Annotated in this window: 15 protein-coding genes and 2 pseudogenes; 14 read left to right on the forward strand and 3 right to left on the reverse strand. The window is 62.5% G+C overall.

Annotation, left to right across the window (positions count from 1 at the left end; all coding sequences use genetic code 11):
- Positions 1-491: 491 nt before the first annotated feature.
- The 13 genes and pseudogenes from ACO07Z_RS09015 (at position 492) to catB (ending at position 11,705) form a co-directional block, all read left to right on the forward strand.
- The gene (locus tag ACO07Z_RS09015; protein WP_421698411.1) at positions 492-794 is read left to right on the forward strand and encodes an urease subunit gamma; all 303 of its coding nucleotides are present in this window, start codon (positions 492-494) and stop codon (positions 792-794) included.
- 19 nt (positions 795-813) lie between these two features.
- Positions 814-1,224: an urease subunit beta gene (locus ACO07Z_RS09020; RefSeq protein ID WP_421698412.1), complete on the forward strand. Its 411-nt coding sequence runs from the start codon at positions 814-816 to the stop codon at positions 1,222-1,224.
- Between the two features lie 33 nt (positions 1,225-1,257).
- Positions 1,258-2,976: an urease subunit alpha gene (locus tag ACO07Z_RS09025; protein WP_421698413.1), complete on the forward strand. Its 1,719-nt coding sequence runs from the start codon at positions 1,258-1,260 to the stop codon at positions 2,974-2,976.
- 61 nt (positions 2,977-3,037) lie between these two features.
- Positions 3,038-3,421, forward strand: a complete 384-nt coding sequence (locus ACO07Z_RS09030) for a fluoride efflux transporter FluC (protein ID WP_421698414.1) — start codon at positions 3,038-3,040, stop codon at positions 3,419-3,421.
- Between the two features lie 9 nt (positions 3,422-3,430).
- Positions 3,431-3,856, forward strand: a complete 426-nt coding sequence (locus tag ACO07Z_RS09035) for a CrcB family protein (protein ID WP_421698415.1) — start codon at positions 3,431-3,433, stop codon at positions 3,854-3,856.
- Positions 3,828-4,478 carry an urease accessory protein UreE gene (gene ureE, locus ACO07Z_RS09040; protein WP_421698416.1) on the forward strand — a complete coding sequence of 217 codons (651 nt, stop codon included), beginning with the start codon at positions 3,828-3,830 and terminating at the stop codon, positions 4,476-4,478. Before ACO07Z_RS09035 ends, ureE begins: the two co-directional genes overlap by 29 nt.
- A gap of 41 nt (positions 4,479-4,519) precedes the next feature.
- A complete protein-coding gene (locus ACO07Z_RS09045; RefSeq protein ID WP_421698417.1) occupies positions 4,520-5,200 on the forward strand; it encodes an urease accessory protein UreF in 681 nt (226 codons plus the stop codon).
- 25 nt (positions 5,201-5,225) lie between these two features.
- Complete coding sequence (ureG, locus tag ACO07Z_RS09050) at positions 5,226-5,873, forward strand: urease accessory protein UreG (protein WP_421698418.1); 648 nt, start codon at positions 5,226-5,228, stop codon at positions 5,871-5,873.
- Positions 5,874-5,876: 3 nt separating this feature from the next.
- Positions 5,877-6,813, forward strand: a pseudogene (locus ACO07Z_RS09055) (urease accessory protein UreD).
- A gap of 15 nt (positions 6,814-6,828) precedes the next feature.
- A pseudogene (gene yut / locus ACO07Z_RS09060) lies at positions 6,829-7,841 on the forward strand (urea transporter).
- A gap of 123 nt (positions 7,842-7,964) precedes the next feature.
- Positions 7,965-9,206 carry an ammonium transporter gene (locus ACO07Z_RS09065; RefSeq protein ID WP_421698419.1) on the forward strand — a complete coding sequence of 414 codons (1,242 nt, stop codon included), beginning with the start codon at positions 7,965-7,967 and terminating at the stop codon, positions 9,204-9,206.
- A gap of 119 nt (positions 9,207-9,325) precedes the next feature.
- Positions 9,326-10,576: an SLC13 family permease gene (locus ACO07Z_RS09070; protein ID WP_421698420.1), complete on the forward strand. Its 1,251-nt coding sequence runs from the start codon at positions 9,326-9,328 to the stop codon at positions 10,574-10,576.
- Between the two features lie 490 nt (positions 10,577-11,066).
- Entirely contained in the window at positions 11,067-11,705 is a 639-nt protein-coding gene (gene catB / locus ACO07Z_RS09075; RefSeq protein ID WP_421698421.1) for a type B chloramphenicol O-acetyltransferase, read from the forward strand.
- Between the two features lie 210 nt (positions 11,706-11,915).
- Here the strand turns inward: catB and ACO07Z_RS09080 are convergent, their stop codons facing one another.
- Positions 11,916-12,398, reverse strand: coding sequence for a DMT family transporter (locus tag ACO07Z_RS09080; protein WP_421698422.1), 483 nt, complete (start codon positions 12,396-12,398; stop codon positions 11,916-11,918).
- A 12-nt stretch (positions 12,399-12,410) separates the two neighbouring features.
- On the opposite strand from ACO07Z_RS09080, the gene ACO07Z_RS09085 reads away from it, so the two are divergent.
- Positions 12,411-13,391, forward strand: coding sequence for a LysR substrate-binding domain-containing protein (locus ACO07Z_RS09085; RefSeq protein WP_421698423.1), 981 nt, complete (start codon positions 12,411-12,413; stop codon positions 13,389-13,391).
- A 128-nt stretch (positions 13,392-13,519) separates the two neighbouring features.
- Here ACO07Z_RS09085 and ACO07Z_RS09090 read toward each other — a convergent pair whose 3' ends face one another.
- Together ACO07Z_RS09090 and ACO07Z_RS09095 are read right to left on the reverse strand one after the other, a co-directional pair.
- The gene (locus ACO07Z_RS09090) at positions 13,520-14,662 is read right to left on the reverse strand and encodes an MFS transporter (protein WP_421698424.1); all 1,143 of its coding nucleotides are present in this window, start codon (positions 14,660-14,662) and stop codon (positions 13,520-13,522) included.
- Between the two features lie 76 nt (positions 14,663-14,738).
- Positions 14,739-15,272, reverse strand: coding sequence for a helix-turn-helix domain-containing protein (locus ACO07Z_RS09095; RefSeq protein ID WP_421698425.1), 534 nt, complete (start codon positions 15,270-15,272; stop codon positions 14,739-14,741).
- Between the last annotated feature and the right edge of the window lie 189 nt (positions 15,273-15,461).

The raw sequence follows: 15,461 nt of genomic DNA on the forward strand, positions 1-15,461 counted from the left end.
CTTTTGAGTGCATCGAGGCCGGTTATTGGATCGGCTGGTATAACGAATAACGTTCAGCTTGCGGCAGCTAAGCTGACAAAATGTATTAAAATGCCGTTACTTCCGGATTTTGAGCATAAGCCAATTCTAATTGAATGTAAACCCTATCCGGAAATCGCCACACTAAGACAATTTATCAAAAATTGATTCGAGAGGAATTTTAACAATTATCTTGGTGACACATGTACGAATCTGGGCTTGAATGACACCAGTTATCCGTTTCGCCTATTTGCGATATCGAAGGAAGGAGTTCTGTGCGTCTTATGGCGACCATGCCGAGGAATGGCATGGCGCCTAGGGCAATCGGAGACAACATCAGTTCCTGAAACGGGAACTTTTTCTCTTTACGCTACGAGTCCTTCCCGCCTCGGCGGGAGATCTCAGACATTGACCAGATTGGTCTCAGGTCGCCGCATAAAAAACGTGGGCCATGATCGTCGAGGATGTCCGTCATGCATTTCACGCCTAGAGAAATCGATAAGCTGCTGATTTACACGCTCGCCAACGTTGCGCAGCAGCGTAAGGATCAGGGCCTGAAGCTCAATCATCCCGAGACGGTGTCACTTATATCCATCGCGGCCCTGAACGGTGCGCGTGCCGGCAAGACGGTGGAAGAGGTGATGGAGCTCGCCGGCAAAGCCATCACCCGCGCGGACGTCATGGACGGCGTCGCGGAGATGATCCCCTACGTTCAGGTCGAAGCGGTCTTCACCGATGGCAGTCGGCTCGTCACCGTCCACAATCCCATCAAGTAGAGGGGCGAGGATTGGCATCATGGGCAATGATCAGAAGAAGGCGCCAGTCGGCGGACTTGTTTTCGGCAAGGGAGATATCGAAATCAATGCCGGCTATCCAACCACGTCGCTGAAGGTCCGCAACACGGGAGATCGGCCGGTTCAGGTTGGATCACACTTTCATTTCTTCGAGGTCAACGCCTTCCTGGAATTTGATCGCGAACAGGCCTTTGGTAAGCGTCTCAACATTCCCGCAACGACCGCTCTTCGCTTCGAGCCGGGTGATGAGAAAGAGGTCGTGCTCGTGCCTTTTCAGGGCAAGCAACGCGTTCTGGGTTTCAACGGTCTCGTCAATGGCTGGGTCGGCGACGAGAACTACGACGATTATCGCCCGCGTCTGACCGATGCTCTGGAGCGCGCGCAGCGCTACGGGTTCAAAAGCAGATCGTGACGAGCCTGCACAGGCACGCAATGGAGCTCTGAGATGGCAAAGATCTCGAGGCAGCAATATTCGGACCTTTATGGCCCCACGACCGGCGACAAGGTTCGACTTGGGGATACCGACCTCTACATCGAGATCGAGAAGGATCTACGTGTCTATGGCGAAGAAGCCGTCTATGGCGGCGGCAAGACGCTTCGCGATGGCATGGGATATGACAACGAACTGACCAGCGCCGCCGGGGCGCCGGATCTGGTCATTACCAATGTCACCATCGTCGATGCCGTGCTGGGGGTGATCAAGGCCGATATCGGGATCAAGAACGGTCTCATCTGCGGGATCGGCAAGGCGGGAAATCCGTCCGTCATGTCGGGTGTCACCCCGGGCCTGGCGCTCGGGCCAGGTACGGACGCGATTTCGGGCGAGCACCTCATCCTGACGGCGGGCGGCATCGACGCACACGTCCACTTCATCTCTCCGCAGCAGGCCCAGGCCGCGCTCTCCAACGGTGTCACGACCTTGTTCGGGGGCGGCATCGGGCCGAGCGACGGGACCAACGGCACGACCATCACGCCCGGCACGTGGAACATCGAAATGATGCTCCGGTCGTTCGATGCCTGGCCGGTGAATGCGGGCGTGCTCGGCAAAGGCAATGGTTCGGCCCCGCTTCCGATCGAGGAGCAGATCCGTGCCGGCGCGATGGGCCTGAAAATCCACGAGGACTGGGGCAGTACGCCGGCGGCGATCCGCAATGCTCTGACCGTTGCGGACAATTACGACATCCAGGTGTGTATTCACACCGACACGCTCAACGAAGCCGGCTTCGTTGAGAGCACCATCGCCGCCTTCGAGGGGCGTACCATTCACACCTACCATACGGAAGGTGCCGGCGGCGGCCATGCGCCGGATATCATCCGGGTCGCCGGCCTGTCGAATGTCATCCCCAGTTCGACCAACCCCACCCTTCCCTACGGGATCAACTCCCAGGCCGAATTGTTCGACATGACCATGATCTGTCACAATCTCAGCCCGAAGATTCCGACCGATGTCGCCTTCGCCGAAAGCCGCGTCCGCGCCGAGACCATCGCCGCCGAGAATGTGCTGCACGATCTCGGCGCCATCTCGATCCTGTCCAGCGACAGCCAGGCCATGGGACGGGTCGGGGAAAACTGGGTGCGCACCCTGCAGACCGCCGATCTCCTGAAGCAGCGCATGGGCGCCTACAAGGGGGACACGTCCGGCAATGACAATGAGCGGGTCCTGCGCTTCGTCGCCAAGGTCACGATCAACCCGGCCATTGTGCAGGGGGTTTCCCACGTCATCGGTTCTGTCGAGATCGGCAAGATGGCCGACCTTGTGCTCTGGGAGCCCGCCTTCTTCGGTGCCAAGCCGAAAATGGTCATTAAGGGCGGCATGATCTCCTGGGCGCTGATGGGCGATCCGAACGCCTCGCTGCCCACCCCCCAGCCCGTGATGTACCGGCCCATGTTCGGCGCGATGGGCTCGGCACTGCCCAAAACCCGGATGACCTTCACCTCGCATGCGGCCTATGAAGCCGGCATTGTGGATCGCTACGAGCTGAAGTCGCAGGTGGTCCCTGTCTACGGCACGCGTACGATCACGAAGAACTCCATGGTGCGTAACACCGCCCTGCCGGTGATCGAGGTCAATCCCGAGACCTTTGCGGTAACGGTCGACGGCACGCACGCAACGATCGAGCCGGCAACACGTCTTCCCTTGAGTCAGCTCTACTTCTTCAGCTGACCCCTGCACCGGACGATGGAGGGGCGTCGCCCCTCCGCCTCAACTCGATGGCAGACAGCCGATGCAAGCAATCGACATCGTGTGGGTAGGGTTGGGAGGCGGGATCGGGTCTCTGCTGCGCTGGCAGATTGGCCGCCTCATCGACGGGCACGTCAGCCACCCGTTCAAGGCGGGCACCTTCGTCATCAATGTCACCGGCGCCTTCGTCATCGCCTATCTCGCGACATTGCTCGCGGTGACATGGCATCATCGCTATGGCGACGTCATCTCGTCGCTTGTGCTGACAGGGGCGCTCGGCGGCTACACCACCTTCAGCACCATGCAACTCGATGCCGTTCAGATGGCGGAGGCGCGGCGGCATGGGCTCGCGCTGATTTATCTCGTCACGTCCGTGGCCACGGGCCTGCTTGCCGCCGCCATCGGCGTGGCGCTGGCGAAAGCGTAGGGCGCGACGATGTGGTGGCCGGTTTTCAGTGTTTTCGTGGGCGGGGGGCTGGGGGCGATCTCCCGCGAGTTCTCCATGCTCATGCTGGGACGCTACAGCACGGCCTTTCCGGTCGATGTTTTCGTCGCCAATGTCCTCGCGTCATTCCTGCTCGGCTTCATCTTTGGACTTAGTCGTGCCGGCAGGATGTCGAAGAATGTCACTCTCCTGGTGTCGACCGGCTTTTGTGGGGGAATGTCCACCTTTTCGACATTCATCTTCGGAGCCTACTCGGAGATCACGACCCCCGGCCAACTCGGCCTCTCACTTCTCTACATCATCGCCAGTCTCGTCGTCGGCTACAGCGTTACGTGGCTCGGCCTTCGCGTCGCGTCCCGCCTGACGCCGGGTTTCCAGGGAGACACACATGATTCTCGTCGAGAGCACGCTCGGTAATCTCCGCGACGCCATCTGGCAGGAACGCGCCCGCAGCGCGGCCGTCGATCTGCTGGTGTTGGAGCAGTGGGAAGCGCCCAAGAGCCGGCTGCGCAAGACGACGGGGAGCGGAGTGGAGATCGCCATTTCGCTGCCGCGCTCCGAGCACCTGCACGATGGCGACATCCTCCACTATGACGCGGAAGCGAAGTTGATCGTCGCGGCGCGGATCGCCCTCAAGGACGTTCTGGTCATCGAACTCGAAGGGCTCGAAAAGCTGTCGCCCGGCGAAATCCTGCGCACCTGCTTCGAGTTGGGCCATGGCCTCGGCAACCAGCACTGGCCGGCCGTGGTCAAGGACTCCACGGTCTATGTCCCGCTATCCGTCGATCAGAAAGTCATGGCATCGGTCATGCGCACCCATGCTTTCGATCATGTGAAGACGTATTTCGCGCCCGGTGAGGAGATCGCCGCCAAGCTGGATGCACGGGAAGTGCGCCTGCTCTTCGCCGGGGCCGACGCGACGCCCCATCACCATCACGATGTTTCGCCGGATACGCAGCCTCACCGTCATTCGCATGGCCACAGTCACAACGACGGCCATCACCATGGCCACGATCATTCGCACACACCGGTGACCTGACGATGGACGCAGTGACGCCAAAGAATGGCGGCTCCTCCGGCATGGCGCATCTCGCGCGCCTGCTGCAGTTCTCGGATTCCACGCTGCCCATCGGGTCCTTCGCCTTTTCCAACGGGCTTGAATCGGCGCTGCAGACCGGCGCCGTCTCCGATCCCGACAGTCTGCTGCGTTATGTCGACCTCATTCTGCGGCAGACGGCGCGCATGGATGGCATCGCGCTGCTGCACGCGCACCGCGCCGCGCTGGCCGACGATTATGGGGAAGTGCTGGCCGCGGATAGCGAGTTGTTCTGCCGGCGTGTCGGCGAAGAGCAGCAGTTGATGCTGACCCGGGTCGGCAAGAAATTCGGGGAACTGGTACTTAAGATCATGCCTTCCCCGATGCTTCAGCGCTGGCTCCACGCCATCCGCGCTAATGAAACGCCGGGTTGCCTTCCCATCGGCCAGGCGATTGCGCTTGCCCATATGGGGGTTGATGAGAGCGAAGCCTTCGTCATGCATCAATACGGCATCGCCTCCATGATCCTTAGCGCGGCGCTGCGGCTGATGCGCATCGATCACATCGAAACCCAGCGCATTCTATTCGCGGCGCAAGGGCGCGTCGAAGGCGATTACCAGGCCGTGCGTGAGCTCTCGCTCGACGAAATGGCCTCCTTCGCGCCGGTCTTCGACGTGCTCGTCGCGCACCACACGACCACCCATGTCCGTCTGTTCATGAACTGACGCGCCATCGGCAAAGGAGCGGCTCATGAAGAAAATCACCCGTATCGGCATTGGCGGCCCGGTTGGATCGGGCAAGACCGCGGTCATCGAGGCGATTACGCCGCGGCTGATCGATCTTGGCATCAAGCCGCTGATCATCACCAACGACGTGGTGACGACCGAAGATGCCAAGCAGGTGCGCCGCACGCTGCGGGGCATTCTGATCGAGGAGAAAATCGTCGGCGTCGAGACGGGAGCCTGCCCGCACACCGCCGTGCGCGAAGACCCCTCGATGAACATCGCTGCGGTGGAGGAACTCGAGGAACAATACCCCGATAGCGACGTGATCCTTATCGAGTCCGGGGGTGACAATCTCACCCTCACCTTCAGCCCCGCTCTGGCCGACTTCTATATCTATGTGATCGACGTCGCGGCGGGCGACAAGATCCCGCGCAAGAACGGCGCCGGTGTCTGCCAGTCGGACATTCTCGTGATCAACAAAAAGGATCTCGCTCCCTATGTCGGCGCGAGCCTGGATGTGATGGACCGCGACTCCCGGCTGATGCGCGGCACGAAACCGTTCCTGTTCACCAATTGCAAGACAGGCGAAGGCATCGACGATCTCATTCGTCTCATCCTCGATATGGCGCTGTTCGATGTGAAGGTGACGTCGCGCCTTCCGGTGGATGCCTGACACATGGGACTCAATGCGAGACTGGGGCAACTCGACACGGCGCGCGAACTGGTCGGCTTCCAGACCGAGCCCGCCCAGATGCGCGCCGCTGCCCCGGGCAAGGTCGGCGAGTTGCGCCTGGGCTTCTCGCTACGGGAGGGGCGCTCGATCCTGCACGACCTCTACCGTGTGACGCCGCTGCTCGTGCAGCAGGCGCTCTACTGGGACGAGGCGATGCCGGAATTGCCGATCTGCTCGATCATCGCGATCGGAGGCGGCATCCTTCAGGGCGACCGGTACAGGATCGACATCTCCGTCGGCGAGGGCGCGTGCGCCCATGTCACGACGCAGAGCGCCAATCGCGTGCACCAGATGGATGCGAACTACGCCTCCCAGCATCAGGCCGTAACGCTCGAGAGCGGCGCCTATCTGGAGTATCTGCCCGATTTCACCATCCCCTATCGCGGCTCCCGCTTCATCAACCAGACCGACATCGTTGTCGCGGAAGACGCGACGCTGCTGCATGGCGAGATGGTCCTCGCGGGCCGCAAGCACCACCATGTCGACGAGCGGTTCGGACTTGATCTCCTGTCCCTCGCCGTCGCGGTGCGTCGGCCGGACGGCCGCAAGATCTTCGCCGAGAAGATCCTGATCGAGAAGGACGAACCCACCGTCGACTATCCCGCGGTGATGGGGGGGCTTCGACGCCTTCGCCAACATTATGTGCCTCACCCCGCCGCCCGTGGCGACCCGCATCAAGGAACGGTTCGAGACCCATTTTCCCGCCGGGGCGCCGCGCGGCATTTCCGGTGTCTGTCGCCTGCCCAACGAGGCCGGGATCATGCTGCGTGCGGTGGGCATGGAGACCTATGACGTTCGAAACGAGGTGCGCCGGTTCTGGCAAATCGTTCGCGAGGAGGCGCGCGGCCGTACACTTCCGCAGGAATTTCTTTGGCGCTGAAAGAAAGACCGCCTCATGGACAGCCAGCAAAGAAATATCGGAACCGATCTTCTCAAGGGAACCAGCCAGGTCTTCTTTCTGGAGAACGCGCTGACGGGACTCTTATTTTGGGTCGCCATAGCTTATGCGTCCTATGTGACCGGTGTCTGGGCGACCACGATCGGAGCGCTGATCGGTGTTGTGGTTGCGACGCTGACGGCCCGGCTGCTGGATTGCGACGAGAAATCGGTTGCCTCGGGCCTTTTCGGCTTCAACGGTGTCCTTGTCGGCGCCGCCCTGCCGACCTTCATCGCCGTCACGCCGCAGCTTTGGGCCTATGTGGTGATCGGTGCCGCCACGAGCACGGTGGTTACCGCGGCCTTCAGCGCAACCCTCACGGCCAAGTGGGGCATTCCCGGCTCGACCGGACCTTTTGTGCTGACCGGCTGGCTGATGGTTGCCGGCGCCCACTCCTTGGCGGCCTTCAGGTCATCGGCGACGCCCCGAAGCTTGCCACGGACTATGTGCAAAGGCTGGCGCCCCTTCCCCAGCCGCTGGAGCTGGTTCAGATCTTCTTCCGTAACATCGGCCAGGTCTTCTTGCTCGGCAGTGAAATCTCCGGCGCACTCATCCTGGTCGGCATCTTCATCGCCTCGGTGCCGGCTGGTATCGCCGCTGCTGCCGGCTCGCTAGTGGCGCTGGCCGTCGCCATCGGCATGGGCGCCGATCCGGCGGTCGTCAGCCAGGGGCTATACGGCTTCAGCCCCGTGCTTACCGCCCTCGCTGTCGGCGTCATCTTCCTGCAGACATCGCCCAAAGTAGCCGCCTATGCGCTGCTGGCGACCGTGACGACGGTTTTCGTGCAGGGAGCGCTCGACGTGATGGTCGCGCCGGCCGGCATTCCCTCGTTCACGGCCCCCTACGTCTTGACGATGTATCTCTTCATTGCGCCGAAGAAGCTTCTTGCTCCGCACCCGCACCGGCCTGTGGCCGACCATATGATCGGCCGTGAGCACGGCGAGGCGCCCCCATCCACGAGGGCGATGTGATGGCGCGGACAGAACGGCCTCTGGGCACGCATCACACGCCAGGGCGGCTGCTAACCCATTGAATTCCAGCTTCGCGCGGTTGGCCACTGGGGTCGACCGGCGCCTTGAAGAAGGGGAAATGAGATGCAAGCGATCAATGCGGGCGATACCGCCTTCATTCTCCTATGCACCGCCTTGGTGTGCATGATGACCCCGGCCCTGGCGCTCTTCTATGGCGGACTCGTCAAGCAGCGCGACATGCTCTCGATCATGATCCAGAACTTCGTCTGCATGGGCGTCGTCGGGCTGATCTGGGTATTCGGTGGCTTCAGCCTCGTCTTCGGTCCCGATATTGGCGGCGTTATAGGCAGCATCGTTCCCTATTTCGGCATGTACCATGTCGGCATCGCGCCCAATCCGACCTATGGGCCGAACATCCCGTTCATCATGGTGTTCGCCTATCAGATGATGTTCGCCATCATCACGCCGGCGCTGATGACAGGCGCGTTTGTCGGGCGGCTCCGTTTCGGCGCCTATCTCTTCTTCATCGCCTTTTGGACCATCCTGGTCTATTTGCCCGCAGCCCACTGGATCTGGGGCGGCGGCTTCCTCGCCAAGCTGGGCGTGGTCGATTTCGCGGGCGGCATCGTCATCCACACGTCTGCGGGCTTTTCCGCTCTGGTGACGGCGGCCTATCTCGGCAAGCGCAAGCTCGCCCCCGGCGAGAGCGAATCCGAACCCGCGAGCCTTCCACTGGTGGCCCTCGGAGCGGGCCTGCTGTGGTTCGGTTGGTTCGGCTTCAATGCGGGCGGTGCCTACGCCGCCGATGCGCTCGCCGCCTATGCCTTCACCAACACCATGCTCGCCGGCTCCATCGCCATGCTCGTGTGGATGTTCTGGGAATGGCTGAAGACGGGCCGGCCTTCGTTCTCCGGCGTGCTGGTCGGGGCGGTCGCAGGGCTTGCGACCATCACACCCGCCTCAGGCTATGTCGAACCCATGTCCGCGCTGCTTATCGGCGCCATCGGCGCCACCGCCTGTTACCACGCCAAGCATGTGCAGGCCTGGCTGAAGATTGACGATTCCCTTGAGGTGTGGCGGGCGCACGGCGTCGGCGGCATGACGGGCGCTCTCCTGATCGGCGTGCTGGCAAGCTCGCACATCAATCAAGTGACGGCCGGTGTACACCAGCTCGGTGTCCAGCTGCTCGCGGTCGTCGTCGTCGCCGCCTATGCCGGCATCGTCACCTATGTCCTTCTCAAGGTGCTTGATGCGATGGGCGTATTGCGCGTGCCTGATGTCATCCAGGTCGAGGGGCTCGACCGGCCGCTCTATGGCGAGAGCGCCTATAATCTCTGGAACATGGACCGCGGTAATCCGAAGTAACCCCCGGCAAGGGGAGCGGCCGACCGCCGCTCTCCGTCCGCTCATGACGAACACCCGGCCCTTGCCCTTTGCCAGGAATGCCTGCCGCGTATCCGGTTCCGCCGGGGAGAGTGGGTGACATGGACCTGACGCTCACGATCTTCGTACTGGTTTACGTCGCCATGGGCGTTGGCCATTTGCCGGGCTTTCGCCTCGACAGGACCGGGGCTGCCACCGTCGGGGCGATGGTGCTTATAGCGTCGGGCGAGATTTCGCCCGCCGCCGCCTGGGCGGCGGTCGACTACCGGGTCATCGGCCTTCTCTTCGGCCTGATGACGGTGTCGGCGGCCTTCATGGTCGCCGGCTTCTATGACTGGATCGCCAACAAGATCGGTCACCTCGTTGTGGGCCCCAAGGGCCTCTTGGCTATCCTCATCGCCGTTTCCGGCGTCATGGCCGCCCTTCTGAACAAGGATGTCGTAGCCGTGGCGATGGCGCCGATCTTGTGCTCCATCTGTCTGGGGCGGCAGCTCAATCCACTCCCCTTCCTGCTCGGCTTCTGCTTCGCGGCCAATTTCGGTTCGACGGCGACCCTTCTTGGCAGTCCCCAAAACATGATTGTCGCCGAGACGTTGAACCTGTCCTTCGTTGACTTCATGGTGGCGGCGGCGCCGCCGGCCGCACTCAGCCTGCCGCTGATCTGGGTCGTGATCGCCATGTGCTATCGCGGCCGCTGGTCACTGCCCGATGCGGCCCGGCCGGCGGGTGGAAGCGTGGCCGCGAGCGCCCCCGATGCGCCGGTGAAGTTCAGCCGGGGTGAGACGATCAAGGCCGGCGTGGTTGCCCTCGCCGTCGTCGCGGCGTTCATCTTTACCGACGTTCCCCATATGCTGATCGCGTTGATGGGCGCCAGCGTGCTCCTCGTTAGCCGGCGAATTGCGTCGAGCAACCTCCTGCACCACGTCAATGGCGATCTGCTGCTGCTGCTGTTCGGGCTGTTCGTGGTCAATGCGGCGTTCACCGCCACCGGTCTGCCGGAACAGATGCTGGCGCGATTACGCGACGGCGGGCTCGATCTTCACGACCCGCCGTCCATGCTGCTCATCGTGGCGGTTCTGAGCAACATTGTCGGCAACAACCCGGCGGTCATGCTGGTGGCCCCCTTCATCTCCGGCAGCCACGAACCGGAAGCGCTGGGTGCCGCCATCGTCCTTGGCACCGGCTTCTCGTCGAGCGCGGTGGTCTTCGGCAGCCTCGTTGGGATCATCGTCGCCGAGGAATGCCGCAAGCGCGGCATCGCGCTCGGCTTCATCGAATTCGCGCGCGCAGGTGTCCCGACATCCATCATCTGCTTGCTGATCGCAGCCGTATGGATTCATCATCTCGGCTGAAGCGGCGCCTTGTGCAGGAGATACTATAGATGGGTGTCGTCTATGTTTCCGCGCCTCGGGCTGGGGGGAGAAGTTCGCAACCTCCAGCCTGTGCGCGTTCTGGAAGCGGTGGCGGCCCCGGCAGAGGACGGTGAGCGCACGGCCCGGCGGCAGGGCAAGCCGCGTGGCTCGCGGCTCGTGTTCAGGAGCCTTCCATCATCGCCATGGTCGACAGGGGCCGGCAGAACCGGCGCGTGAAGTTCGGCTTTAGCCGCTTCCGGGCATGCCCAGCCCCGAACGGATGCGTTGCGATGCCGCCTTGGCATGCCGCATCGACTGGGCCATGGTCCTCTCATGAAGGCTGCGGACCGAACCACCGGCATCGCGCTTCCGCGTTTCTGACGTGAGAAGCGGGGACGGGCGATCCTGTCGATCGCCTGTCGGTGTTCGCCTGCGCGACAGCGGGCAAACCGGCGCCGCATGCGCGGCTTGCGAACCTTCGGATTTTCTCATGCACAACGTCTTCGAAAGCCCGTTCAAGGGCATCACCCTCGATCGCCTCGTCACCCATCCCAACATCCGGGTCGGGCGCCATAGCTACTATTCCGGCTATTATCACGGGCATGGCTTCGACGACTGCGCCCGCTTCCTGCTGCCGGACGAGGGCGCCGACAAGCTCATCATCGGTTCGTTCTGTTCGATCGGCTCGGGCGCCGCCTTCATCATGGCCGGGAACCAAGGCCATCGCAGCGACTGGATCAGCACCTTTCCGTTCTTCTGGATGTCGGACGTGCCGGCCTTCGCCGGGGCGAAGAACGGTTACAAACCGGCGGGCGACACGGTGATCGGCAACGATATCTGGATCGGCTCCGAGGCGATCATCATGCCAGGCGTCACGATCGGGGATGGCGCGGTCATCGGCACGCGCGCGCTCGTGACGAAGGATGTGGAGCCCTACGCCATCATTGGCGGCAACCCGGCAAGGATCATCCGGAAGCGGTTCGACGACTCTGCCATCGCCAAACTTCTGGAGCTTCGCTGGTGGGACTGGAGCGATGACGAACTGCGGGATGCCATGCCCCTTCTTACCAGCGGGGATGTATCGGCTCTTCATCGCCATTGGAAAAGAGCCATGGCTCGCGCGACTTGATCACTGCGGTCGAACGGGCACGCCCTCGGCAACCTTCCCATCGAACCGTACCGGCGCCGGCCTTGCGGGCCTCCGGGCGCGGGCGGACCCAGTGCGACCGCCGGTGTCAGGCCCGCTAGAGGCCTGCCCGGATCGTCCCGCGCCCGGCATCGTCATTTATGCTCCGTGCGGACCTCTCCGCAGCCACGGCACGGGGCGCAAAGCCCCATGTCACGAACCGGCGGGTGGTTTTGCACCCAGCCCCTGGAACTGCATCACGATCAGCCCAAGAAAGACCAGACCGAGACCGACCAGACGTGAGGGTGACAACGGCTTTCGAGGCAGGCCCACGAGGCCCCACTGGTCGATGACGATCGAGGCAAGCATCTGCCCGGCGATCGCCGCGACGACGAAGCCGGCAGCGCCGAGTTTCGGCGCGAGCAAAAGCGCGCCGGTGATGTAGACCACCCCGACAAGGCCACCGATCCATATCCAGCGGGGCGCCTGCGCCAGATGCGACAGGCTCGGCGTCCCCGTCTTCGCCAGCACCATGACAGGCAGGATGCAGGCGAAGCTGACACAAAGCGAGACGAGCGTGCCCCAGAGGGGGTGGCCGAGCGCTCGTCCGAGCGCGGCGTTGGCGCCCGCTTGAAACGGAACAACCGCTCCGGCGATGACAGCGGCGAGGGTGAGAAGCACGGCGTTGGTTGGCATGGCGGACCTCCGATGCCCACCCTCATCCCCTATAGGCTTGGTCGATGGAAATTCCGATGTATCATTCTCGTTATGCACGATGCGAATACACTTCGGGGCGTTGATCTCAATCTCCTCGTCATCCTCAATGCCCTGCTGATGGAACGGCACGTGTCGCGGACGGCGGCGCGGCTGCACATGAGCCAGCCGGCCGTCAGCCACGCCCTCGGGCGTCTACGCCATCTCTTCGATGACCCTCTCCTGATCCGCCGCGACGGCCGTCTGGTGCCGAGCGCGAAGGCACTGGAGATCGCCCCTGCGCTGGCCGATGCCTTGCGACAGGTGCGGGACGTTCTGGGGCCGAAAGGCTTCGACCCAGCGGGAGAGAAACGGACGTTTCGCCTTGCGATGTCCGACTATGGTTCCGCCGTCCTTCTCCCCGGCCTTGTGAGGAAGCTACGGCTTGAGGCCCCCGGGGTCGATCTGACGATCACCCAATCGGGCCGTGAAGCCATGCTGGGCCGGGTGCTGGAGGGAGACTGCGATCTGGCACTGGGCGTCTTTCCAGATCTGCCTGGCCGGATGGAGGCGCAGGTGCTGTTCGTCGAGCGCTTCGCCTGCCTTGCGGACCGGGAAACACTTGGGGGCCGCGATCATCTGGACATCGCTGACTATCTACGCAGGCCTCATATGCTCGTTGCCATGGAGGACGGCTCTAGCGAGATCGAGGCGGCCCTCCGCGCGACCGGCCATGTGCGCCGCATTGCCGTCACGCTGCCCCACTGGGGGACGGCACCTCGGCTGATCGTCGGGACCGAGCTCCTTCTCACCGTCGCGCGCCGGACGCTGGCGCCCCAGCAGCACGATCCGGCCTTCGCCGTCTTCGAGCCGCCTTTTCCGATCCCGCCCTTCCGCTTTGTTCAGGTCTGGCATGAACGACGCAGCAGTGATCCCGCGCATCGCTGGCTGCGCACGGCCCTTGCCCAGGTTTCCGTGGCACTTGACGAGGACTAGCGGTTGCGAGCGACCAAAGGAAGTTCAGCGTGGCGACCAAGGAGGTCTGAGAGCTCTGCTATCGTACCGCTTGATACCCCCGCTGCGGATGTCGCATCCACACAGAGATATCGTTTCTGCTCGGATGATTATCTTTCATGAGAGCGGACGATGAGAAGGGCTGCAAGCGCTGCACAGGAGACCGATGCCGCGAATCCGGCAAGGGGCGCGAGGCCCAGCGCCAGAAGAGGTGCCAAGACCGCCGTCCCAAGGGCTGCCGCCATGAGGACAAGAAGGACGACGAGCGCTGCGGCCCGACTATCGTCTCCATCTGCGGCAACGATTGCCCGGTGAAAGCCGATTGGGGCGCGCAGGCCGAAGCCAAGGCCATTGAGGGCAAAGAGGGGTAGGATGACTTCGATGCTGCCGTAGCCCGTCACGGCAGAGAGGAAAATCAGCCCGAAGGTCGCGGCTAGGAGGCCTGTGCCCAGCCAGAGCAGTTTCGGCGCGCCGATGCGCTCGGCGATGCCAGACGACAAAAGGCTCCCCGCAATGAAGGTTGCAACGCCTACCAGTTGGAGGGCAAGGAACGCCTCCATTCCGAAGCCCTGCTCGACGAATACGGCCGGAGCGCCAAAGACGAAGATAAGGATACTTGCTAGCGAGAGGGACTGGCTGATCCAGTATCGCAAGAACAGAGGCTTTCGCGCCAAGGACATGTAACTGCCCTTGGCGAAGCTGCGCTTCCCGGAAAATGGACGCAGCAGCACGTGTGATGCCACCGCGCACGCCAGCCCAGCTCCAGCCAAGACCCAGAAGGACAGCCGCCAATCGCCAAGCCCGAGAAGATACAATCCCGCGATGGGCGCCAGCGCTGGCGCAAGGGACCCCGCAGAACCGAGCCACCCCATGGCTTTGGGTGCATGCTCGTCTCCAAATATGGAGCGCACAATGCCGGGCGCGAACACGGCTGGGGCCGCTCCAAATGCTCCTTGGATAAAGCGCCAAGCGACCAAACTGTCCAATTGGGAAACCGTTGTCGCGATGGCGGACACCAGAGCGAAGAGGACGAGTGACGACGTCAACAGCCGCACCTGATCGATCCTGGTCCCGAGTTCGCCAAAGGCGAGGAGGCCCAACGCTGTGCCAAGCGAATAAGCCGCGAGAACCAGTTGCGCGCGAGCCGTATCGCTGCCAAGCCTTTCCGGCAGCAACGGGACCGCTGGCAACACCAAGTCCACACCCGCTATCCCGACGATGGTTGAGGCGGCGACAACAAGAAAAAGCGGCATGCGTGAAGGTGCAGTCATGCCTGGCATGTGCCCGTCTGAGCAATGCAAGACAAGAGCTGCAGGTCTGCGGAATATTTTATGCGGGAAGTGACGTGGTCAGTCGAACGGCCCGGCCGTCGGCAAGGAGCAGCCTCTCCCAACGAACCATGCCGGCAGAGATCGGCACCTCAGGATCGCAGTTCGCGCCTGTCGCGAATTCCATCTCCGCAACAACGTCATCGAACCATCCGATCGAGTTCAGGCTGCGCTCTGCCGCCTCAATCTCTGGGGATGCATAGAGCAGGAGCGATTTGCCCAGTGCTTCGGGTGGATCGAGGTGCCATTCCGACCAGCGTGCGGGAGAAGCCGCGAGTAAATGATGAGTTCGGTCGTCAATCAGGTGCACTCGGCTGGTCGACGAATTGATGAGCCTGGCCAATATCGTGTCAGCAGACTGGCTCGGGCGCAGCAGGTGTTGTTCGAGCTTTCCGATCTGCTGGCCTGTCGGCGGGAGCAGGCCGCGTTCAAGGCGAGACAAAGTCGGCTGACTAATATCGAGAAGTTCGGCCAAGTGCTCCTGCTTCATCCCCCGGATAGTTCTAAGGCGACGTATCCAGGCCCCCGAGCGCATCTCACAAATCTCCAGATCGAACCCGGCGCAACGACCGCCTCAAGGATGATGCTGGCGAAGCTGTTGGATGTTCGAGCTTGGACCTTAGAGCCGCGACGGACGGCTAAGCAAGGTCCGCTTCCACGGCGTGCGCCGCCCGCAGTTGGCGCACTGTGCCTACGTACCGTATTCCGCTGATGCAGCCGTTAC

The organism is Ancylobacter sp., assembly GCF_965229075.1.
Lineage (GTDB): Bacteria > Pseudomonadota > Alphaproteobacteria > Rhizobiales > Xanthobacteraceae > Ancylobacter.